At 71.8% G+C, this 22,655-nt stretch carries 18 protein-coding genes; 5 read left to right on the forward strand and 13 right to left on the reverse strand.

The genetic code is table 11. From position 1 onward, the window contains the following. Nucleotides 1-8: 8 nt before the first annotated feature. Nucleotides 9-1,814, forward strand: a complete 1,806-nt coding sequence (locus IF04_RS0104030; protein WP_030250928.1) for a bifunctional sugar phosphate isomerase/epimerase/4-hydroxyphenylpyruvate dioxygenase family protein — start codon at nucleotides 9-11, stop codon at nucleotides 1,812-1,814. Here IF04_RS0104030 and IF04_RS0104035 read toward each other — a convergent pair. Beyond that, nucleotides 1,809-3,203, reverse strand: a complete 1,395-nt coding sequence (locus tag IF04_RS0104035; protein ID WP_030250932.1) for an aspartate aminotransferase family protein — start codon at nucleotides 3,201-3,203, stop codon at nucleotides 1,809-1,811. The two genes, IF04_RS0104030 and IF04_RS0104035, sit on opposite strands and share 6 nt — an antisense overlap. A 140-nt stretch (nucleotides 3,204-3,343) precedes the next feature. Here IF04_RS0104035 and IF04_RS0104040 point away from each other — a divergent pair, with 140 nt between their 5' ends. After that, nucleotides 3,344-4,132 carry a hypothetical protein gene (locus IF04_RS0104040; protein ID WP_157847599.1) on the forward strand — a complete coding sequence of 263 codons (789 nt, stop codon included), beginning with the start codon at nucleotides 3,344-3,346 and terminating at the stop codon, nucleotides 4,130-4,132. A 31-nt stretch (nucleotides 4,133-4,163) separates the two neighbouring features. On the opposite strand, the gene IF04_RS0104045 is transcribed toward IF04_RS0104040, so the two are convergent. From IF04_RS0104045 to IF04_RS0104075, 7 genes are all read right to left on the reverse strand, one after another. Beyond that, entirely contained in the window at nucleotides 4,164-4,829 is a 666-nt protein-coding gene (locus tag IF04_RS0104045; protein ID WP_030250939.1) for a trimeric intracellular cation channel family protein, read from the reverse strand. Nucleotides 4,830-4,903: 74 nt separating this feature from the next. Continuing rightward, on the reverse strand, nucleotides 4,904-7,789 hold the full coding sequence (locus IF04_RS0104050) for an NHLP bacteriocin export ABC transporter permease/ATPase subunit (protein ID WP_030250942.1): 2,886 nt from the start codon (nucleotides 7,787-7,789) through the stop codon (nucleotides 4,904-4,906). A 1-nt stretch (nucleotide 7,790) separates the two neighbouring features. Next, a complete protein-coding gene (locus tag IF04_RS0104055) occupies nucleotides 7,791-9,908 on the reverse strand; it encodes an NHLP family bacteriocin export ABC transporter peptidase/permease/ATPase subunit (protein ID WP_051830747.1) in 2,118 nt (705 codons plus the stop codon). A gap of 158 nt (nucleotides 9,909-10,066) precedes the next feature. After that, a complete protein-coding gene (locus IF04_RS0104060; RefSeq protein WP_030250947.1) occupies nucleotides 10,067-10,873 on the reverse strand; it encodes an HlyD family efflux transporter periplasmic adaptor subunit in 807 nt (268 codons plus the stop codon). Nucleotides 10,874-11,194: 321 nt separating this feature from the next. Then, nucleotides 11,195-11,422 (reverse strand): hypothetical protein, encoded by a 228-nt coding sequence (locus IF04_RS0104065; protein ID WP_030250951.1) that lies wholly within the window; start codon nucleotides 11,420-11,422, stop codon nucleotides 11,195-11,197. 460 nt (nucleotides 11,423-11,882) lie between these two features. Next, nucleotides 11,883-12,269 (reverse strand): DUF6907 domain-containing protein, encoded by a 387-nt coding sequence (locus tag IF04_RS0104070; RefSeq protein WP_157847600.1) that lies wholly within the window; start codon nucleotides 12,267-12,269, stop codon nucleotides 11,883-11,885. 117 nt (nucleotides 12,270-12,386) lie between these two features. Then, complete coding sequence (locus IF04_RS0104075) at nucleotides 12,387-13,385, reverse strand: LacI family DNA-binding transcriptional regulator (protein WP_030250956.1); 999 nt, start codon at nucleotides 13,383-13,385, stop codon at nucleotides 12,387-12,389. A gap of 225 nt (nucleotides 13,386-13,610) precedes the next feature. On the opposite strand from IF04_RS0104075, the gene uriH reads away from it, so the two are divergent. Then, complete coding sequence (gene uriH, locus IF04_RS0104080) at nucleotides 13,611-14,597, forward strand: uridine-preferring nucleoside hydrolase UriH (protein WP_037958250.1); 987 nt, start codon at nucleotides 13,611-13,613, stop codon at nucleotides 14,595-14,597. Further along, complete coding sequence (uriT, locus tag IF04_RS0104085) at nucleotides 14,594-16,036, forward strand: uridine transporter UriT (RefSeq protein WP_030250962.1); 1,443 nt, start codon at nucleotides 14,594-14,596, stop codon at nucleotides 16,034-16,036. Before uriH ends, uriT begins: the two co-directional genes overlap by 4 nt. A 60-nt stretch (nucleotides 16,037-16,096) precedes the next feature. Here uriT and IF04_RS0104090 read toward each other — a convergent pair whose 3' ends face one another. The 4 genes from IF04_RS0104090 to IF04_RS0104105 form a co-directional block, all read right to left on the reverse strand. Then, complete coding sequence (locus tag IF04_RS0104090; protein WP_030250965.1) at nucleotides 16,097-17,095, reverse strand: ABC transporter substrate-binding protein; 999 nt, start codon at nucleotides 17,093-17,095, stop codon at nucleotides 16,097-16,099. 2 nt (nucleotides 17,096-17,097) lie between these two features. After that, entirely contained in the window at nucleotides 17,098-17,883 is a 786-nt protein-coding gene (locus tag IF04_RS0104095) for an ABC transporter ATP-binding protein (protein ID WP_030250968.1), read from the reverse strand. Further along, entirely contained in the window at nucleotides 17,883-18,968 is a 1,086-nt protein-coding gene (locus tag IF04_RS0104100; protein ID WP_030250970.1) for a FecCD family ABC transporter permease, read from the reverse strand. The genes IF04_RS0104095 and IF04_RS0104100 overlap by 1 nt, the downstream gene beginning before the upstream one ends. A 358-nt stretch (nucleotides 18,969-19,326) precedes the next feature. After that, nucleotides 19,327-20,862 carry a putative glycoside hydrolase gene (locus IF04_RS0104105; RefSeq protein WP_030250973.1) on the reverse strand — a complete coding sequence of 512 codons (1,536 nt, stop codon included), beginning with the start codon at nucleotides 20,860-20,862 and terminating at the stop codon, nucleotides 19,327-19,329. 367 nt (nucleotides 20,863-21,229) lie between these two features. On the opposite strand from IF04_RS0104105, the gene IF04_RS0104110 reads away from it, so the two are divergent. After that, nucleotides 21,230-22,102, forward strand: coding sequence for a polysaccharide deacetylase family protein (locus tag IF04_RS0104110; RefSeq protein ID WP_037958254.1), 873 nt, complete (start codon nucleotides 21,230-21,232; stop codon nucleotides 22,100-22,102). 69 nt (nucleotides 22,103-22,171) lie between these two features. Here the strand turns inward: IF04_RS0104110 and IF04_RS0104115 are convergent, their stop codons facing one another. Continuing rightward, entirely contained in the window at nucleotides 22,172-22,516 is a 345-nt protein-coding gene (locus tag IF04_RS0104115) for an STAS domain-containing protein (RefSeq protein WP_157847601.1), read from the reverse strand. Nucleotides 22,517-22,655: the final 139 nt, after the last annotated feature.

Raw genomic sequence — 22,655 nt, forward strand, 5'->3', positions numbered from 1 at the left:
AGGCCCTGATGCGCAAGTCCATCGCCACGGTGTCGCTGAGCGGCTCGCTCTCCGAGAAGCTCAGCGCCGTCGCAGCCGCCGGGTTCGACGGTGTCGAGATCTTCGAGAACGACCTGCTGGCCAGCCCGCTCGGTCCGGAGGAGATCCGGCTGCGCGCCGCCGACCTCGGCCTGTCGATCGACCTCTACCAGCCGTTCCGCGACTTCGAGGCGGTGCCGGAGGAGGTTTTCGCGCGCAATATGCGGCGCGCGGAGCGGAAGTTCGCCGTCATGGAGCGGCTGGGCTCCGATCTGATGCTGGTGTGCTCCAACGTCTCGCCGGACGCCGTCGACGACGACGCGCTCGCAGCGCGCCAGTTGCGCGCCCTCGCCGAGCGCGCGGCCGAGCACGGCATCCGCCTCGCGTACGAGGCGCTGGCCTGGGGCCGGCACGTCAACACCTACGACCACGCCTGGCGCATCGTCGAGCAGGCCGATCACCCGGCGCTCGGCACCTGCCTGGACAGCTTCCACATCCTCTCGCGCGGCTCGGACCCCAAGGGCATCGAGGACATCCCCGGCGAGAAGATCTTCTTCCTGCAGCTGGCCGACGCGCCCAAGCTGGCGATGGACGTACTCCAGTGGAGCCGGCACTACCGCTGCTTCCCCGGCCAGGGCGGCTTCGACCTCGCCGGGATGCTCGGCCATGTGCTGCGCGCCGGTTACTCCGGCCCGCTCTCGCTGGAGATCTTCAACGATGTCTTCCGGCAGGCGGACGCGGGGCGCACCGCGGTCGACGCGATGCGCTCGCTGATCGCCCTGGAGGAGGCCGCCGGGCTCAGCAGCCTGCCCGCGCCGGTCGTCCCGGACGGGGTCGCCTTCGCCGAGCTCGCCGCCGCCGACACCGAACCGCTGCGCTCCCTGCTCGGCTCGCTCGGCTTCGTGCGCGCGGGCCGGCACACCGGCGGCAAGCCGGTGGAGCTGTGGCAGCAGGGCGAGGCGCGCGTACTTCTCAACACCGTGAGCGGTGCTCGCCGCGAGGGCCCCGGCCTGGTCGCGCTCGGGCTGGAGAGCCCGGAGCCCGCCGCCGCCGTGCGCCGTGCCGAGTCGCTGCGGGCGCCGGTCGTGCCCCGCCGCCGTGCGCCCGGGGACGTACCGCTGGACGCGGTGGCCGCGCCGGACGACACCGAGCTGTTCTTCTGCCGTACGGACCGGGAGGACCACCCGAGCTGGACGGCGGACTTCGGCGCGCCGGCGCCGCAGCGCGGCACGGCCGGGGTCACCCGTATCGACCATGTCGCGCTCACCCAGCCCTGGCACCACTTCGACGAGGCGGCCCTCTTCTACGCGAGCGTGTTGGGCCTGCAGCCCAACGAGAGCCTGGACCTCGCCGATCCGTACGGCCTCTTCCGCAGTCGTGCCGTCGCCAATGCCACCGGCAGCCTGCGGATCGCGCTGAACGTCGCTCCCGTACCGGGCGAGCAGGAGGTGCGGCCGCAGCACATCGCGCTGGCCACCGACGACCTGCTCGCGACCGCGCGCCGGGTGCGGGAGAGCGGCGCGAGTCTGCTGCCCATCCCGGACAACTACTACGACGACCTCGACGCGCGGTACGGCCTCGCCCCCGAGACCCTGGACGCCTTCCGTGAGCTGGGCATCCTCTACGAACGGGACGCGGACGGCGGGGAGTTCCTGCACTGCTACACGGTCACCGTCGGACGGGTCTTCTTCGAGCTCGTGGAGCGGCGCGGCGGCTATCAGGGGTACGGCGCGGCCAACGCCACGGTACGGCTGGCGGCGCAGCACACGGCCGACGCGGGCAGCCGCCGGTCATGAGGCCGCGGTGGCCAGTGCGGTGTGCACGGCGGCCGCGAACCGCTCGAAGTTGAGGACGAAGCGCTCGGCGTCCTCGGCGGTGTGCTGCACCGAGAGCGTCCACTGTTCGGTCTTGCCCCAGGGCGGCAGGAAGACGCCGCCGTTGTGCTGGTACAGCCAGTGCAGATGGCCCCAGCGGTCGTCGTAGGCGAGGAAGTCCCGGAAGTTGCGCAGCCGTTCGGTGAAGATCACCGAGCCCTTGGCGCCGTGTGCGGCCACGTACCCCGGCAGGCCGTACCGGCGCAGCGCGGCCTCGACGCCGCCGGTCATCCGCGACCGGAGGGCGTCGAAGCCGCGGTAGGCGTCCTCGGTCAGTACCTCCGTGAGCATCGCGCGGGTCGCGGCGAGCATCATGGGGTTGCCGTTGAAGGTGCCGACCTGTTCGTAGGTGTGGTCGGCGATGCGGTCCATCAGTTCCCGGGTGGCGCCGACCGCACCGCACGGGATGCCGCCGCCCATGGCCTTGGCGAGGCACACGATGTCCGGTGTGGTGCCGAAGAGTTCGGTGGCGCCGCCGGGGGCGATCGCGAAGCCCGTCTTGACCTCGTCGTAGGCGAGATGGGCGCCGTGCCGGTGCAGCAGCGCCTTCAGTTCGGCGTGGTAGCCGGGCGGCGGGACGATCAGGCCGATGTTCATCATGACCGGCTCGATGATCATGCCGGCGATCTCTCCGGGGTGCTCGGTCAGCGCCCGTTCGACCGCGGCGAGGTCGCCGAACGGCACGACGAGCGTGAGGTCGGTCAGCTCGGTGGGGTACGCCGGGCCGTACGGCACCGAGCGCGGCCGGTCGTCGGGGCCGATATCCTCGGCGACGCGGGCGTAGCCGGAGACCTGTACCGAATCGTGGTGGCCGTGGTAACTGCCCTCCACCTTGAGGATCTTCTTGCGCCCGGTCGCGGCCCGCATCAGATGGACGGCGTCCATCGTGGCTTCCGTACCGGAGTTGGTGAAGCGCCACTGGGGCAGTCCGAACCGCCCCGCGAGCAGCCGGGTCACCGGGATCAGGTCGCGGGTGGGCTGGGCGAAGTGGGTGCCGTGCCGCACGCGTTCGGTGACCACGGCGACGATCGCCGGGTGGGCGTGGCCCGCGAGGCCGACACCGAAGCCGCCGTGCAGGTCGACGTAGTCGGTGCCGTCCACGTCGCGGACGTGTGCGCCGTGTCCGTCCTCGATCCAGACGGCGACGGGCGGCGAGTCCTGCCATGCGGAGGCGACCCCGCCGGCGAGCGACTCCCGTGCCTCGGCGCGCAGCCGGGCGGAGCCGGCGGTGCGGTCGGTGAGGATCTTCTCCTGCTCGGCGATCAGTTCGTCCAGGGCGCGGGCCTGGGTTTTCTCCAAGGACTGCGTCATCGTGCTGGTCTCCCTACGCTCGTGGGGCGTGCAACCAAGCTCCGTAGAAAAGTTACGGTAACTTTTCTACGGCGACAATGGGCCTACGATGACCATGGCGCCTGCGGCGACATGGTGCCGATGAAGGGGGCAGCAGCGCGATGCCGGGAAAGACCGCGATGCCGGGAAACGCCAAGAAGGGGCGGCGGAGCCGTCGTTCACCGGCGGAGACCCGGGCGTTGATGCTCGAAGCAGGCGTGGAGCTGGTGCGCCGGCACGCCGCCGACCCCTCCGACCAGGCGCTCGCCGGGCCGCTGGCCCACATCAGGCTCACCGAGGTCGCCCGGCTCGCCACCGAGATCGCCGCGGACCGGCAGCCGGGCGTCGGCCCCGCGCAGCCGATCACCACCGGCGCGATCTACCCCCTGTGGCCCACCCAGGCCGACTACCAGGCGGAGCTGATGTTCCACCTGCTCGGTCCGGACGCGTATCCGGAGGACCGGGACGCGGTGACCGAACTGCTGGCGCTGGCGGACACCACGGCACCGGTCGAGTCCATCCTCACCACGGTCGCCGCCGGCTACCTCGAACGCGCCAGCGCCAACCCCCTCACCTACGTCTACCTGACCTTCTACGTGCTGGGCGAACACCCCAAGGTCCGCGAGGCGGCCCAGGGCGGCTACCGCCAGCTGGGCATCGGCTACGCCGCCGCGCTGGAACGCCTGCTGGCCCGCGAGGGACGCCGGCCGGCCCCCGGCCGCACCGTCGCCGACTTCGTCGTCGCGCTCCTCGCCGTCCTGGAGGGCTTCTGCCTCCGCGCCCGGGTCGACCCCGGCCCCGGCACTCCCCCGCCGGACGACCCGGCGCCGCACACCCCGCTGCCCGAGCTGCTCGGCGCCACTCTCACGGCCCTCTGGAACTCCTTCACGGAGCCGGAACCGGCCGACTGACCGCGCCACCCGCCGCGGCGCGGGGCCGGGCTCAGCCCTCCTCCACCTCCACCGCGGAGGACCGGCGGTTCCAGGCGCGGGGTGCGCGCCAGTGGTACTTGAGGGCGAGCAGCCGAACGGCGAACGCGACGATGGCCGCCACCGCGCTCGTGCCGGGGTTGAGGGCCTGGAAGCGGATGCACAGGACGACGATGGCCGAGCCGACGATGGCCGGCACGGCATAGAGGTCGCGGTCCCAGCGCACCAGCGAGGGGACCTCATTGGCGATGATGTCGCGCAGCACGCCGCCGCCGACGGCCGTGGCGAGGCCAAGGGTGGCGGAGGCGGTGAGCCCGAGCCCGTACTCGTACGCCTTGGTGGTCCCCGCCACGCAGAAGAGGCCGAGGCCGGCCGCGTCGAAGACGTTCACGCCGGTCTGGATCCGCTGGACCTGCGGGTGGAGGAAGAAGACGAGGACGGCCGCGAACAGCGGGGTGACGAAGTACCCGAGGTCGGTGAAGGCGGCCGGCGGCACGGCGCCGATGATCAGGTCGCGGATCAGCCCGCCGCCGAGCGCGGTGACCTCGGCGAGCACGGCGATGCCGAAGATGTCGAAGTTCTTGCGCACGGCGAGCAGCGCGCCGGAGATCGCGAAGACGAAGATGCCGATCAGGTCGAGCGTGTGCTGGACGGAGGGCGTGAACAGTTGCTGGAGCACACGGCATTCTTACGTGCGGACGGCGGAGCGGAGCGTGACGTTCCACACTGCGGGCCCGCCACCCGCCCGCATCGCTAGCTGATCTGCCGGCGGACCAGCTCGTGGAAGAGGCCGCCGGTGTCGGCGAGCAGGTCGGCGGGGGTGCCCTGCTGGGCGACCCGGCCCTCGGACATGACGATCACCCGGTCGGCGTCCATGACCGTGGAGAGCCGGTGGGCGATGACGACGCGGGTGGCGTTGAGCGTGCGGGTGCTCTCGGTGACCACCCGCTGGGTCTCGTTGTCCAGCGCGCTGGTGGCCTCGTCGAAGAAGAGGATGCGCGGCCGCCGGATCAGCGCCTGGGCGATCATCAGCCGCTGCCGCTGGCCGCCGGAGATCGAGCCGCCGCCGTCGGAGAGCATCGTGTGCATGCCCATCGGCATCCGCTTGATGTCCTCGGCCAGGCCCGCCATCTCCGCGGCCGCCCACGCCTCCTCCTGCGTGAACATCTCGGCACCGCAGATGCACTCGAGGATGGAGCCGTTGAAGGGCTGGGCGTTCTGCAGCACCACGCCGCACTGGCGGCGCACGGCGGCCTGGTCCAGCGCCGCCAGGTCCTGACCGTCGTAGAGGACGCTGCCGGAGACCGGGCGGTCGAAGCCGATGAGGAGGCGCAGCAGGGTGGACTTGCCGCAGCCGCTCGCGCCGACGACGGCGACGAACTCGCCGGGCCGCACCTCGAAGGACACATCGTCCAGGACCAGCGGTCCGTCGTCGGAGTAACGGAAGGACAGACCGCGGGCCTCGATGCCACCGTCGAGGGTGCCGGGCTGGGTCGAGCCGCCGCGTACTTCGGGGCGCTCGTCGAGGACCGGCTTGATCTGCTCGAACATCGGCAGCACGGCGAACGCCTGGAGGCATGCGCCGGTGAGCTGGGTCACCGAGGACAGCATCATCGTGACGGCGGTGTTGAAGGTGAGGAACGCGCCGGCCGTGAGCGTGCCGCGGGCCGGGCCCGCGAGCAGCATGAACATCACCAGGGTGCACAGCGGCAGGTAGACCGCGTTGAGCACGGTGGTGAGGTTCTTGATCCGGCCGACCTTCTGCTGCAGCTCTCGGCTGCGGGCGAACTCCCCGGCCCACGCCCCGTAGGCGAAGCTCTCGGCGGCGGCGACGCGCAGCTTCGGCAGTCCGCGCAAGGTCTGGAACGCCTGGTTGTTGAGCTTGTTGGTCAGCTCGATCAGACGTCGCTGGGAACGCAGCTGCCACAGGCCCAGGAGCAGGAAGACCGCGGCGATGCAGAGCAGCATGGCGATCGCGACGACGGCCAGCTTGGGGCTGTAGACCAGCAGCAGGACGAGGTTCATCGCGCCGACCGTGCCGGCCTGGACGACGACCGAGCCGATACCGGACAGGATGCGGCGGATGCCGCTGATGCCCATCGCGGCGCTGGCCAGCTCGCCCGTGGACCGCTCGCTGAAGAACTTCGTGGGCAGCCGCAGCAGCCGGTCCCAGACGGCCGGCTGGAGGGTGGATTCGATGCGTCCTTCGACGCGCAGGATGGAGGTGTTCTCCAGCAGCATGAAGACGGCGGAGACCAGGCTGGTGACGATCAGCGCGACGGCCGTCTGGATGATCAGGCCGCGCTCGGCGTTGGGCACGTAGTCGCCCAGCACCTTGCCGGTGGCGATCGGCACGAGCGCGCCGAGTACCACGGCGACCAGCCCGCCGATGGCGAGGTTGCGCAGGTCCAGGCGGGTGCCGCGCATGCTGAAGCGGATCAGCCGCAGGGCGCCCATGGGGCGGTCGGGCAGCGGCCGGTAGAGCATGACCGCGCGCGGTTCGAGCGCCGCCACCCGCTCCTGGTCGAGCCGGGTGCGGGTGCCGTCGGCCGCGACCGCTTCGTAACGGCCCCGGCGCCACAGCAGCGCCACGGGCTCGCCGGTCTCGCTGCGGTGGCCGACGAGCGGGCCGCTGTTCTCGCGCCACCACCGGCCGTCGAGCTTGACGACGCGGGTGCGGATGCGGGAGCTGACGGCGATGCGCTCGACGGGGCTGAGCCGGTCGTTCGCCGTGCCGCCCTCCTTGGGCGAGGTCAGCGTGATCCCGGCGGCGTCGGCGACCTTGCGGCAGACGGCGAGGGTGGCGTCGTCGGTGGCGCCCTTGTGCCCGCCGCGGGGACCCGTGGAACCGATGGAGGACAGCAGGGTCTGGTCGGCCTGCGAGCGGGCGGCCTCGCCGGCCTGGATGCCGGCCGCGGTGCGGTCCTCGTGCGCGCGCTCCAGGCGCTCGATCCAGCGGTCCAGCGCGGACAGCAGCCGGTACTGCTGGTCGACCATCCGCTGCCACATCGCTGCGTCGATGAGCAGGTCGGCGGCGGCCTCGGCGCTGTAGTGGGCGCCGTACTGGAGGCTGCCGGGCTCGACGGGCATCCAGAGGATGTTCTCGTCGGCCGCCCCGTCGGTCCCGACGGACTCGCCCGCCCCGTACTCGCCGTCCAGCGGCGCTTCGAAGAGCACGCGCTGGCTGCGGCCGACGCCGCGCGCGAAGGCGTCCTCCAGCGGGCTGAGCGCGGCGTCGTACGCGTATTCGCCGGTCTCCCAGGCCGGGCCGACGTACCGGCCGTACGCGTCGTACTCCGCGCCGCCGTACTCGGCCCGGAACAGCTCGCGCAGCTGGATGCGGCGGACCGCGCAGCCCGCAAGCGGCCGGGCGACAAGGGTGTGCTGCGGGCCTTCGACGGGGCCGAGGAGCAGGGTGCCGGGGGCGAGCCGGCCGAGGAAGTACCAGTGGCCCTGCTGGGCCGCGTCGACCGCGAAGAGGTCCATGGCGCCGCCGGTGACCAGCCACAGCACGTGCGGCCCTTCGAGCGGCAGGCTGCGCAGGCCCGTGCAGTCGACCTCGGTGCCGAGCCCGCCGAGGGCGTGCAGCACGGTGTCGTCGGCGGCCGCACCGGTCGCCGCGGGGTGCGGGGTTGTCACCTCAGGACTCCTTGACCAGCTCTGCGTACGCGCCCTGGGCGGCGACCAGGTCCTCGTGCCGCCCGCGCTCGACGACCGTGCCGTGGTCGAGGACCACGATCTCGTCGCTGTCGCGCACCGTGCTGAGGCGGTGGGCGATGACGACGCAGGCGCAGCCCAGGCGCCGCAGGTTGTCCATGATGATCTGTTCGGTCTCCGCGTCCAGGGCGGAGGTGACTTCGTCCAGGACGAGGATGGAGGGGCGCCGGACCAGGGCCCGGGCGATCTCCAGGCGCTGCCGCTGGCCGCCGGAGAAGTTCCGGCCGTCCTGCTCGACGCGGCTGTGGATGCCGCCGGGGCGGCGGGCCACCATGTCGTACGCCGCGGCGTTCTTCAGCGCCTCGATGACGGCCTCGTCGGGAATCGAGGGGTCCCACAGCGCGACGTTGTCGCGGACCGTGCCTTCGAAGAGGAAGACGTCCTGGTCGACGAAGGAGACCGAGGAGGCGAGGGCGCCGCGGGAGATGTCCTCCAGCCGCTGCCCGTCGATGTGGATGGTGCCCTCCCACGGGCTGTACAGGCCGGAGATCAGGCGGGAGACAGTGGACTTGCCGCTGCCGGAGCCGCCGACGAGGGCGACCTGCTGCCCGGGCCCGACGGTCAGCGAGAACTCGGTGAGCAGCGGCTTGTCGAGCGGGCTGTAGCCGAAGGTGACGCTCGTCAGCTCCACATGGCCCTTGAGTCGGCGGGTGGACGCGACCGGCTCGGGGCGGGTGTAGAGCGAGTCGACCGGGAAGGACTCGACGTCCTTCAGGCGGGCGACGTCGGCGGCGAAGTCCTGGATGCGGGCCGCCATGCCGTTGAGCCGGGTGATCGGGGCCGTGAAGTTGGTGACCAGCGCCTGGAAGGCGACAAGGAGACCTACCGACATATGGCCTTCGACCGCGCTGAGACCGCCGACGAGCAGGATCAGCGCGCTGTTGAGGGCGGCGAGGGTGGGCGCGACGACGGCGAGCCAGACGCTGGGCACGCCGAGCCGCTGCTGCCCGTCCAAGGTGGTGGCGTGCTGCCCGGCCCAGCGCCGGAAGTAGCCGTTCTCGCCGCCGGTGGCCTTCATCGTCTCGATGAGCTGCAGACCGCTGTACGAGGTGTTGGTCAGCCGGGCGGTGTCGGCGCGCAGCTTCTGGGTGCCCGTGGCGCGCAGCCGTACGACGATGCGCATGGCGGCGACGTTGAGCAGCGCGACGGCCACGCCGATGAGGGTGAGCTGCGGATCGTACGACCACAGCAGGAACGCGTAGAGGATGACGACGACCGCGTCCACGCCGGCCGCGGCGAGGTCGCGGGCCAGGGTCTCGGCGACCGTGTCGTTGGACTGCAGGCGCTGGACGAGGTCGGCGGGGTTGCGTTGTGCGAAGAAGGTGACCGGCAGCCGGAGCAGATGGCGCAGGAAGCGGGCGCTGCTCAGGGTGGAGGAGATGATGCGGCCGCGCAGCAGGTTCGCCTGTTGCAGCGCGGTGAGCGCGGCTGTCAGCACGAGGGTCGTGCCCATCGACGCGAAGAGCACCCCGAGCAGCGACGTCTGGTCGCCGATCAGGAACATGTCGATGTACGTACGGCTCAGCGCGGGCACCGTCGCGCCGACCACGACCAGCAGGAAGCTGGCGAGGACCGCGGCGAGCATGGTGCCGGAGGTGCCGCGCAGCCGGGGCGGCAGGGCGCCGAGGACGCCGGGCTTGCGGCCGCCCTTGCGGAAGTCCTCGCCGGGCTCGAAGGTCAGCACGACGCCGGTGAAGCTGGTGTCGAAGTCCTCGGCGGGCACGAAGCGGCGGCCCCGGTCGGGGTCGTTGATGAACGCGCCCTTGCGGCCGAAGCGGCGGCCCATGCCGTCGAAGACGACGTAGTGGTTGAACTCCCAGAAGAGGATGGCCGGGGACCGGACCTCGGCGAGCGCGGCCGGCTCCATCTGCATGCCCTTGGCCTTCAGGCCGTAGGCGCGGGCCGCCTTGAGGAGGTTGGAGGCACGGGAGCCGTCGCGGGAGACGCCGCACGCGATGCGCAGCTCCTCCAGCGGGACGTGCCGTCCGTAGTGGCCGAGGACCATGGCGAGCGAGGCGGCGCCGCACTCCACGGCCTCCATCTGGAGGATGGTGGGCGTACGGACCGTCTTCCCCGCGCCCTTGGCGGGTCCGGTCCCGCTGCGGCCGGAGCGGCGCCGGTCGGGCTTGGTGTTCGGGCGGTGCCGGCCGCGGCCGCCGGGCGGCAGCGGGGGCGGTGCCGGGGCTTCGGGCTGCGCGGTCACGGGAGGAGCCAATCGATCGGGCGCTGCGCGGTCAGGTGGATCGCACCGGTGACGGGCGTCATGGAGCCGATCGCGTTCGGCGGGCCGTCGGCGGTGGACCACTTGTAGCCGGACTTGGTGTCCTTGGCGCGCTCCAGCTCGACGAGGACCGCGATCGGCTGGCCGTCCGCCGTGAACTGCTCGCCGAGCTCGCGGTCGCCGAGGAAGCCGGCGATCTGACGGCTGCTCTGCGGCGCCCGGCCGACGGCCTTGACCTTGCCGCGGAGCACGCCGTACTGCTGCGTGGGCACGGACTGGACGGTGAGGTCGACGGTGGCGCCGACGGGGACGGTGGCGGCGCTGCGGCTCGGTACGTACACCATCGCCACCAGCGGTTCGTGTGCGCTCTGGACACGCTCGACGCTCGCGACGTCGGCGCCCATGGTGACCACCGAGCCGATCTTGCCGACCAGACTGGTGACGCGGCCCGGCGCCACCGCGCGGACGGCGCGGTCGCCCTGTGCGGTGCGTACCTTCAGGACCGGCGCTCCGGCCCGGAGCTGCTGGCCCTCCTTGGCGAAGACCTGGGTGACCTGGCCGGCGACCGGGCTCTGCAGGACGTAGCTGCCCTGGGGGTGGGTGAGGATGCCGGGCGAGGTCAGCTTGGAGGACACGGACCCGGTGACCGCCCAGAAGGCGGCGACGGCCATCACGACGACGGTGACGGCGAGGACGAGGCCGCCCTGCGGCCGGGCGTAGCGCACGGGCAGGTCGAGCTCTTCAGGCGACTGGAGCTTGGCCAGCGCCTTTTGCCGGAACTGCACGGAACTTTTCCCTCGACTGCTTTTGTCTCATTCGGCGCCGACGCATACACCAAAGGGCAGCGCGGACGAAAAGGCGACCCAATAGGACACGCGCGACATGGCGCACCAATGATCCATGAAAATACCCGCTGTTCGGGCATACCAAGGCATGACCGTAACACAGGCGGAAAAGCCCGCACTTGACGGGCGAAGACGGCGACCGATGGCATCCGTGAGCCCCGGAGCAAATACTCCGGGGCTCACGGCAAACCTACGGGTACGGATATGTACCCATAGGTCGAGTCATGCCTGCGGCGGTACGACCGACGACAGTGGCGAGACTCAGAGGCCCTGGGTCAGGCCCTCGACGGTGCCCACGGCGTTGATGCCGGTGGTCTGCTGCACGGTGCCGTTGACCTGGCCGAGGGTGCTGCCGACGGCGCCACCGGTCAGACCGTCGACGGTGCCGACAACCTGGTTGACGGTGCCCGAGACGCCGAGGCCACCGGCGATGGCGTCCAGCTCGGCGTCGGCGATCTCAGCGGTCTCGACCTGGGGGGTGAAGTCCATGACTTGCGTTTCCCTTCAATTACTGTGGGTCATACTCGAATAACACGGAAGTCAGCGGCAGAACATAACCCGGCGGCCATAACGGTCATTCACCGAATGGAAACCGGGGAGGCATTCGCACAACTCCCGCGTCGAAATGATCCAAGCACGCCAACTGCTGGCCGGGCCAACCCGCTTGCGGCAGCCGGTCGGCACATTCCACCGGCGTCGGACGATCGCGTGCAGTTTTGTGCACGCCTTGGTGACGACTCCTTCACAAGAACGTTTACCCGTGCGCCGACGGCGGCGCGCACACGCCGGGCCCATCCGGACATACCCGCGCCAAGCCCCGGACGGCGGCGCGCCGCCGCGCACCGGACGGCACACGCTGTGCCGCCGATGCGCGGGCGATGTGCAGATTCCTTGAAAGCCGCCTGCGCGACTCAACCTCAGGGCCGCGATGGCGTCCGCTGGGACCGGTTCAGGGCACCGAGACCCCGCCGGGCAGCGCCGCGCGCCAGCCGCGCAGCGTCTCCAGCACCCGCTCCAGCTCGCCGACGATCCGGTCCAGCTCGCCGGCGGTGCGCGCGTCGCAGGAGTACGGCAGCCGGCCCTCGGCCTCGATCACGCCCACCTCGACCACCGGCGACGTCCGGCCGGACGCACCTTCTTCACACATGATCCGGAAGTGGAACTGCGGGAACCCCCGCTCCGGCTGCGCCGAGAGGTTCCAGCCGACCGGTTCCGCCAGATGCATGATCCCGTCGTGGCCACCGGCCTCGGCGGCCGTGTGCACACGCCGGCACCACACCGGGCACACCACGGGCCGTACGGCCAATGTCACGGGATCCAGCATTTCATCCGTCATATGCACATTATCCGGCCGGTATGCCCGACCCGCTCTTGAACGACGCGCGGGAGGGCGCGCCCGCAACCCGCGCGCGTGCGGTCAGCACTGCGGTCAGCGCGTGCGGTCAGCGCTAGATCAGCCGGAGGCCCGTACCAGCAGTTCCGGCGTGAGCCGGACCGTGCGGCTCGGCCCCACGGCCGGTGCCCGGTCCCCCGACCGCTCACCCAGCAACCTGGCCGCCTCCGCCGCCAGTTCGCCGACCGGCTGGCGGACCGTGGTCAGCGCCGGGTCGGCCAGGCCCGCGAAGGGCACGTCGTCGAAGCCGACGACCGCGACCTCGGTGGGCACCTCCGCACCCAGCTGGCGCAGCCGCTGCAGGGCGCCGACGGCGATCAGATCGTTGGCGCAGATGATCGCGTCCGGGCGCGAGGGCCAGATGCGGTCGACCGCCTCCCGCCCCCATGCCACGGAGAAGTCGCCCAGCTCGACCCGGCCGGGGGCCTGCGGGTCCAGGGCCGCCGCGCCCGCCTCGTACGCGGCGCGCCGCTCGGCCGCCGTCGAGGTCGTGCCGGCCGCGCCCACGAACCACGGCCGGCGGCGGCCCGCCGCCGCCAGGTGATCCAGTACGAGGGCCATGCCGGCCGCGTTGTCCACCGCGACCGAGTCGGCGACGCCCGGGCCGCAGCCGCGGTCCAGCAGCACCACCGGCACCCGCCGCGCGGCGTCCGCGACCGCCTCCCGGCTGAGCCGCTCGTCGACCGGTATCAGCACCAGCGCGTCCACCTGCCGGTCCAGGAACTCCGCGATCCGGGCCGCCTCGGTCGTCGGGTCGTCGTCGCAGTCGGCGAGCAACAGGGCCCGCCCGGCGGCGTGCAGCGCGTGCTCCAGCTCCCGCACGAGCGCGGGGAAGAAGGGGTTGGTGATCTGCGGCAGGACCAGGCCGACGGTGCCGGTGGCCCGGCGGCGCAGCGCGCGGGCGACGTGGTTGGGGCGGTATCCCAGCCGGGTGGCGGCCTCCCGTACCGTACGGGCGGTCTCGGCGCCGACCGGACGGGTGCCGGCGAGCACGCGGGAGACGGTGGCGACGGAACAGCCGGACGCGCGGGCGACGTCCTTCAAGGTGACTTCGGCCACGGTCGCGCCCTTCGCTCGGCTCGGCTGCGCGCCTGCAAGCGGCGTGCGCTGCGGCAACGGCGGGCAAACGTTATCACCGGGCAGCCGCCGGGCACTGTGGGATGAATCATTGACAAGCACCCCGGTATCCGGGTGAACTCTTCGCGGCCCTTCGGAGAACGATTTCCCACGCTCTGCCGCAGGGATCACCGCACCACCGTTCAACAGGGCAAAGGGGCTCGACCGTTGGCCAGAAAGATCATCCTCGACTGCGACCCGGGGCACGACGACGCGATCGCCATGCTCCTGGCCCACGGCAACCCCGACATCGAGCTCGTCGCCGTGACGACCGTGGTCGGCAACCAGACGCTGGAGAAGGTCACCCGCAACGCGCTCTCCGTCGCGCGGATCGCGGGCATCACCGACGTGCCCTTCGCCGCCGGCTGCCCGCGTCCCCTCGTACGGAACATCGAGACCGCCGGTGACATCCACGGCGAGACCGGTCTGGACGGCCCCGTGCTGCCGGACCCGACGTGCGTCCTGGACGAGCGGCACGCCGTCGATCTGATCATCGACACCGTGATGTCCCACGAGCCGGGCGAGATCACCATCGTCCCGACCGCGGGCCTGACCAACATCGCGCTGGCCGCCCGCAAGGAGCCGCGCATCGTCGAGCGGGTCCGCGAGGTCGTCCTGATGGGCGGCGGTTACCACGAGGGCAACTGGAGCGCGGTCGCCGAGTTCAACATCGTCATCGACCCCGAGGCCGCGCACATCGTCTTCAACGCGGGCTGGCCGGTCACCATGGTCGGCCTGGACCTCACCCACCAGGCGCTCGCGACGCCCGAGGTGGCCGAGCGGATCGCCGCGCTGGGCACCAAGCCCGCCAAGTTCGTCGAGGAGCTGCTGGAGTTCTTCGGCACCACCTACCGCGACCACCAGGGCTTCGAGTCGCCGCCGGTGCACGACCCGTGCGCCGTCGCGTATGTGATCGACCCGGACGTGATGACCGTGCGCCGGGCCCCGGTGGACATCGAGCTGACCGGCACCCTGACCAAGGGCATGACCGTCACGGACTTCCGCGCGCCGGCGCCGGCCGACTGCCGCACCCAGGTCGCGGTGAAGCTGGACCACGGCCGCTTCTGGGACCTGGTCGTGGACGCCCTGGAGCGGATCGGCGACCCCGAGCTGATCGGCGAGAACCCGCAGAAGCCCGGAGACGTACTGGCATGAACGCATCCACTACGACGGGGCAGCCCCCGGGCGGCCTGACGGAGAGACCCGGCGTCCGGGTCGGTGTCCTGCTCACCGCGCTGCTGGCGGCGTGCTTCGCCTTCCAGCTCAACGCGAGCATGCTGAGCCCCGCGCTGAAGAGCATCGAGGACAGCCTCCATGCCACCTCGGCGGAGATCGGCCTCACCCAGACCGCGTTCTTCACCGCCGCTGCGCTCTTCTCGCTCTTCCTGCCGCGGCTCGGCGACGTGATCGGCCGCCGCAAGGTGCTGGCCGGGATGATGGCCCTGATGGTCATCGGCTGCATCATCGCCGCGCTGGCGACGAGCGTGCCGATGCTCTTCGCCGGCCGCGTCCTCCAGGGCGTGAGCGGCCCGACCGTACCGCTGTGCCTGATCATGCTGCGGGTCGAGGTCACCGAGCCGAAGAGGTACGGCACCCTGCTCGGCGTGATCACCGCGGTCAACGGCGGCATCGCGGGCGTGGACTCGCTCGCGGGCGGCTACCTCGCCGACCACTACGGCTTCGGCGCGGTCTTCTGGGCGATGGCCGTCGTCGCGGCGGTCGCCGCGGTGCTGGTCGCCACGATGACCCGGGAGTCCACCGCGCCCGTGAAGAGCCGGATGGACTGGCCCGGCGTGCTCCTCCTCGTCATCTCGGTCGGCACCCTGCTGACCGCGTTCAACGAGGCGGGCAAGCTGGCCGCCGCGAACTGGCCGCTGATCGCCGTGCTCGTCGTGATCGCCGCGATTGCCTTCGCGCTGTTCTGGCGTACGGAGAGCCGCAGCGGCCACCCGCTGGTCGCCACCCACCACCTCAAGCAGCGCTCGACCTGGGCCCTGCTGCTGACCACGGTCCTCACCATGACCGGCGTCTTCGCCGTCATGAACGGGCTGATCCCGGCGTTCGCGCAGGACGCGCAGGCGGGTCTGGGCATGTCGGCCGAGGCGTCGGCGTGGTGGACGCTGACGCCGTATGCCCTTGCGGGTCTGGCGATGGGTCCGGTGGCGGGCCGGCTCGCCGCGACGTTCGGGTACGGCCGCGTCCTGCGGTTCGGCCTGATCGGCTCCGTGGTGACCGTCCTCCTGATGATCCTCACCCTCGGCAGCAACTCCCGGCCGCTGCTCCTGGCGATGTCGCTGCTGGTCGGCATCACCTACGCGGGCGTGGCGAACATCGTGCTCAACGGGCTCGGCATCGTGCTGTCCCCGCGCGAGAACCCCGGCTTCCTGCCCGGCCTGAACGCGGGCGCGTTCAACCTGGGCGCGGGGCTGAGCTTTGCGGTCTTGTACGCCGTGAAGACGGCGGCGGTGCCGGCGGATCCGTCGTCGCCGTCGGATTACACCGCGGGCATGATCGCGGGCATGGTCATCATCGCGGCGGCTATCGGGACGTCTTTCCTGATCCCCAAGCCGGTGTCCGCTGAAGCGGACGGCTGACCGACCCCCCGCGCCCCTTCAGGGGCGCGGGGAACTGCGCGACCAGCCACGATGGCGGTGTCACCGCCGGACGGCCCGCAGGTGCGCGGCGAGCCGCTCGACCGCCGACGCATTGCGCGGACTCTCCACGAGGTCCGCGTAGTCCAGCGTGACGATGCGCTTGTTCTTGATCGCGGAGACGTTCGCCAGCGGCTTGTAGTGCAGCAGGAACTGCTTCTTCTGCTCGGCCGTCGTGTCCCCGTAATCGCAGATCACGATGGTCTCCGGGTTCCGCTCGACGACGGTCTCCCAGCCGACCGTGGTCCAGGAGTCGGCGAGGTCGTGGGTGATGCTGCGGCCGCCCGCCTTGGCGATGATCTCGTCGGGTGCCGCGTACCGCCCAGCCGTGAACGGCTTGTCCTGGCCGCTGTCGTACAGGAACACGCTCGGCCGGTCCGCGCCCTTCGGCGCCTTCCTCCGCACCTCCGCGACCCGCGCCTTGAAGTCCGTGATCAGCTTCCGTGCCCGGTCCTCCGCCCCGAAGAGCTTCCCCAGCTGGGTGAGGTCGGTGTACAGCGCCTCCAGCGGCGGCATGATGCCGCGTGCCGAGCCGCGCCCGTTGTGGCAGGACTCGGTGAGGACGTACGAGTCGATGCCCAGCTTGCGCAGGCTCGCCGGGGTGAGACCGCCCTCGCGGAAGCCGTAGTTCCAGCCCGCGAAGACCATGTCGGCGCGCGCGTCGACGGCCAGCTCCTTGGTGATTTCGTCCTTCGACAGCCACTTCGCCTTCTCGTACCCGTCCTTCCAGGGCACGCCGCTCAGCTTCCCCTTGTCGTCGGGCATGACGAAACCGGCCATCCGGTCCTCCAGACCCAGCGCGAACATGATCTCGGTGATGCCGACGTCGTTGGTGACCACCCGCTCGGGCACCTTGTCGAAGGTCACCTTCCTGCCGCAGTTCTCGATGGTGACCGCGGTCCCGCGATCATCCGGTGCGGCCTTTTCCACCTGCGCGCCGCACCCGGTCAGGGTCAGTGCGAGGAGGGCGGCGAGCGCGGCCGCCGGGCGTCGTACGGGCATGGTCACTCCTGGTCGATGCGGTCGAAGAGCAGCTGGACGGCGCCGGTCACCGGGTGCGTGACGCGATGCGCCCGTACGCCGAACACCTCGGCCAGCAGCCGGGGTCGCAGTACGTCGTGCGGCGGGCCGGAGGCGACCACGCGGCCGCCGTCGAGCACGTACAGCAGGTCGCAGTGGCTCGCGGCGAGGTTCAGGTCGTGCAGCGCGGCGAGCACGGTGAGGCCGCTGCGGCGCACCAGGGACAGCACCTCCAACTGGTGGGCGATGTCCAGGTGGTTGGTCGGCTCGTCGAGGACGAGGACCCGGGGCTGCTGGGCGAGGGCGCGGGCGATCAGGACGCGCTGCTTCTCGCCGCCGGAGAGCGAGCGGAAGCCGCGCCCGGCGAGGTGGGCCGCGCCGACCCGGTCCAGCGCCTCGGCGCAGAGCGCGGCGTCGGTGGCGGAGGGGCGGCCGGTGAAGGGGGCTCCACCGCGCTGGTGCGGCAGCCGGCCCATCGCCACCACCTCGGCGGCGGTGAAGTCGAATTCGGCGGCGGACTCCTGGGGCAGCGCGGCCAGCAGGCGTGCGCCCGCCCGCGCGTCCATCGCGTGCAGGTCGTCGCCGTCCAGCCGTACCGTGCCTGCCGTGGGCCGCAGCGCCCGGTAGGTGCACCGCAGCAGCGTGGACTTGCCGCTGCCGTTGGGCCCGACCACCCCCACGACCTGCCCGCTGTCGGCCCGCAGCGCGATGTCCTCGACGATCCGGGCCCCGGCCAGCTCGACCGTCACCCCTGCCACGTCGACGCGCATCAGCGGCCGCCCCCGAACGCGTAGCCGCCGCGCCGCATCAGCAGCAGGAAGCACGGCACGCCGAGCACGGCGGTGATCACGCCGACCGGTATCTCGGCGGGTGCGAGCAGCAGCCGCGAGACGAGGTCCGCCCAGACCAGCAGCACGGCACCGGCGAGCGGCGCGAGGACCAGCACCCGCCGGTGGTCGGCACCGACGAGCATCCGTACGACGTGCGGCACCATCAGCCCGACGAACCCGATCGCGCCGGACACGGCGACGACCGCGGCGGTGACGGCGGCGGTCACCACGAACAGCTCGGTCCGCAGCCGGCCCGCGCGCACGCCGAGCGCCGCGGCGGTCTCGTCGCCCATCGCGAGCGCGTTGAGATGCCCGGCCCGGGCACCGAGGTACAGAATGCCGACCAGCACGGTGACCGCGGCGAGCGGCACCGACCCCCAGGTCGCCCCGCCCAGGCTGCCGAGCAGCCACATCATCGCGGCCCTGGCCGCCTCGCCGCGCTCGGCCCGGAAGACCATCAGCGTGGTGAGGGCGGAGAACCCGTACGACAGCGCGGTACCGGCCAGGACGAGCCGCAGCGGCGTCAGCCCGTAAGCGGTGCGCGCCGCCATGTAGACGAGCGCCATCGCCGCGAGCGCCGAGACGAAAGCGGACACCGACAGCGCCCACACCCCCAGCGCGGCGAACGCGCCCCACAGCAGTACGGCATTGGCACCGACCGCGGCGCCGGAGGAGACGCCCAGTACGAAGGGGTCGGCGAGCGCGTTGCGCACCATGGCCTGCACGGCCACGCCGACCGAGGCGAGCCCCGCGCCGACCACGGCAGCGAGCACGGCACGCGGCAGCCGTATCTCCCAGACGATGGTGTACGCGGCGACCTCGTCACTCCGTATCGTGCCGCCGCTCAGCCCGGCCCCCAGGAAGTGCAGCGTCTCCCCCCACGTCACCCCGGACGCCCCCAGCCCGACCCCGCACACCAGGGAACCGAGCAGGAGGAGGGAGAGCACAGCAGCGGATGCGGGAACCACCCGCGACCGGGTGAGCGCGGGCGGTCCGGCCGCGGCGGGTGCCGGGGCGGTGGTCATGGCGGGCACGGGCGGGCGTCCTTCGCCTCGGGCCGCGTCCGTACACACAGGGGGCGGCGCACCCCGCGCAAGGCGGGCGTCCGTGCGTCATCCCTCTCGCAGTCCGCGGCGAGCAGTCGGGAGATATGCCACCCCGCGGGTCATCGGACTCACGCAAGCACCCCGCCCGGACCCCTACGACAGGCCCGCCCGACACACCCACGCACACCGTTGCGGGTCAGCGCCGGACTCTCACCGGACTTCCCCCACGGGACACACCGGCAGCCTAACAGCGCCCCAAACCGACAGAACACGGGCTCGGCCGGGCCCCGCGCCAGTGCGCGGCGGCCCGGCCGAGCCGGTCGGTCCCGCACCGGCGTCACCGCATCGGCTTAAGCGCCCCGCCGTGGTACCGCACGCCCGGGTTCCACAGGAGGAAGGAGGGGATGTCGTTGTCCGCTGCTGCGCGGATCTGGGCGGCTACTTCGGCGTCGCCGTAGGAGACGCCGAGGGAGAAGTCCTGGATCCAGGGGACTATCTGGGCGTCGGTGTGGCGGGTCTTCTTCACGAAGTCGGCGAGGGACTTCTTGGTGATGGGGTACGGCTGGGAGTTCGGGTCGGAGACGCCGTACTCGCCGGGGGCCCAGTGCGAGGGGTAGATCATCGGTGCGATGTAGTCGCACTGCTTCGCGAGCGCGCCGATGTCCTGGGCTATCTCCTTCGGGCGGGTGACCGCTATGCCGAAGACGGAGACGCCGAGGAAGGCGCCGTGTTCGCGGGCGACCGTGCGGGTCTGTGCGACCAGGTCGGTTATCGAGTCCTCCGGCGAGGTCTTGCCGAGGCCGGGGAAGGACATGCCGCTCAGCTTGCCGTCCGGGCGGCGGATGTAGTCGTAGAGGATGTCGTCGAAGCCGAGCTTCGCGGCCTCGGCGGCGAGGTCGAGGTGGTACTGGCGGACGTCCTCGTTCGCGAAGTTGGTGAAGGAGAGGGAGCCGTACTTGGAGCCCGCGCCGTACGGGCCGCCGTCGGGGGTGCGGACGACGCGGTCGCGGTGGCCGTCCTTCCAGGAGGCGGAGGCCAGGATCGGGTCGCGGAAGGCGACGATGCGGCCGACGACCGCGCCGCCGGCCGCGTGGATCTCCTTGATGGCCTTCTTCGCGTCGTAGTAGCCCTTGGCCGCGCCGGTCTTCTGCGCGAGGGGCACCTTCGAGTCGTACGAGACCTCGCCCAGCTCGTCCTTGATGTCGAGCTGGACGGCGTTCAGCTTGCCCTCCTTGAGCAGCTTCAGCACCGGCTCGCGCAGCTGGTCCGAGGCCCATGCCTGGCCGCTGACGTGCACCGCGCGCAGCAACGGCCGCCGTACCGTCACCACCGCGTCCTCCCGTGCGGTGTTCCCGGCCGCGTCGGTGGCGACGGCGGTGGCCTTCGCGGGCGGCCGCGGGAGCCGGACGGCGAAGCGGCCGTCCTTGCCCACGTCCGCCTTCCGCCCCGCGACGGTCACGGCGGTGGCGTCCTGCGCGCGGCCCTTGACCGTCACCGGCCCGCGCAGGCTGCGGCCCTCGGGGTCGGCCACCGCGAGCTTCGGCGGCTTCGTGTCGACGGTCAGCTCGCGGGTGAGCTCGGAGCCGCCGCCGAGCATCGAGCCCTCGGTGGCGACCTTCAGCTCGTGCGTGCCGTCCCGGAGGCCGTCCAGACCCACCGTCAGCTGCCGCCCGGCGCCCCGCACCGGCACCCGCTCGCCGTCCACCGTGACCTCGGCGTCCCGCAGCCGCTCCCCCTCCGGCACGGTCACCGCCACCCCGCCCTTCTGCAGCGCGGCGGCGTTCACCACGCCGCCCGCGGGGAGCCCGGCCAGCCGGAAGGCGGGCGCGCGGTACTGCCGTACGAGGAGCACGCCTCCGACGACGAGGGCCATGGCCAGGACACCGGCCAGAAGAATGACGAGCGCTCTGCGCGGGGAACGAGTACCCGAGGAATCAGTGGAATCAGTGGAATCAGTGGAATCCGAAGGATTCAGGGAAAGTGTCTTCCAGTTGAGCCGCATAGGCACGCCCTTTCCGGGAGGTCTCGTGCATCTCCGTCGCTCGCGTCCGGTCCCTCTCCGCCGGCCCGGCCTCATCGTCCTGTCCCTGCTGACGCTGGCCGCGTCGGCCGTCTCCTGCGCCGAGTCCCGCGGTGGTGCGCCACCGCCGGAACCCTCGGCTCCGAAAACCGCCAGTGGTCCGCAGGATTCCCCCTCGGCCCGGCCCGGACACCCGTCACGTCCCAAGTCCCCTGCCTCGGTGGACGCCAACGAGCTCGGTGCCGTGCCGGTGCTGATGTACCACCAGATCGTCGACAAGCCGCGCAGCGACTACGACCGCACGCCCGCCGACTTCCGCGCCGAGCTGGAGCGGCTGGCGAAGGAGGGCTATGTGCCGGTGACCGCGGGCGCGTACAGCACGGGGAAGATCGACATACCGGCCGGGCGCCACCCGGTCGTGCTCACCTTCGACGACTCCACCGACAGCCAGTTCGCGCTCGGGGACGACGGCCGGCCGGTCGCGGACTCCGCGGTCGGCATCCTGCGCGACGTGGCCCGGCGGCACCCGGGGTTCAAGCCCGCTGCCACCTTCTTCGTGAACGGCGACGCTTTCGCGGCGACGGGGGCGAAGAAGGCGCTGCGCTGGCTGCACGGGCACGGCTTCGAGGTCGGCAATCACACGCGGGACCACGCCAATCTGCGGGATATCACCGCCGGCGAGGCCCAGCACCAGATAGCCGCAGGCCAGCGGTTCATCGAGGAGAGCGTGCCGGGCGCGAAGGTGACCTCGCTGGCCCTGCCGTTCGGTGTCCAGCCCAACCCGGCAGGGCTGGACATCAAGGGCGCGGCGGACGGGGAGCGGTACGCGTACGACGGTGCCTATCTCGTCGGCGCGGGCCCGGCTCCCTCGCCGTACGCCACCGCCTTCGATCCGGTCGGCATACCTCGCATCCGCTCGGCGGGCGCGCATGTGAAGGACGCCCAATTCGGCTCCGCGCACTGGCTGGACGAGCTGCGTGACGGGGCGGTCCCGCGGTACACCTCGGACGGCGATCCGGACCGCGTCTCCTATCCGGAGTCGGGGTCGGCCCGGCCGGCGAAGGAGTTCCGGGAGCGGGCGAAGCCGTACTGATCCACGTCTTCGGGAGCACCGCAGCACATCGGGGCGCGCACAGACTCGTGCGCGCCCCGACTCACGTCCTTACGCCTCGCTCGCGGTCACCAGTGGGAACGGCTCCCGGCTCACCCGCTGCGCGTCCTCCAGCGGCCTGCGGGCCTGGGCGCTCCGCGGCGCGATGACATGGAAGGCCGTGCCCAGGGCCCGGGCCCGCCGGAAGACCCGGACCAGCGCGGGCACGCCGCAGCACGCACACACCGTGGAGCAGGCTCCGAGGTCCACCAGCAGGCTCGCGGCGCCCCGGTTGAGGAGGATGAGCATCTCCTCACGGGCCTGGGTGACGCGGGCGCAGTCGAACTCCGGCGGGCGGAGCACCACGGCTCCGCCGCCCGACTGAGTGCACGAGGGGCTCCGGGGAGGACTGGACATCGCTTCTCCTGAACGGCCGGGCCGGCGCGCCGCACCGGCGGGGAATTCGTGTGCCCGTCACGTGGTCCGCAGCATTGACGTGCCGTTCGGATATCCGGTCACTCGGGCTCGGGGAAATTCCACGGTAGGGCGGCGGGCC

The sequence above is a fragment of the Streptomyces violens genome, assembly GCF_000717745.1.
Taxonomy (GTDB): domain Bacteria; phylum Actinomycetota; class Actinomycetes; order Streptomycetales; family Streptomycetaceae; genus Streptomyces; species Streptomyces violens.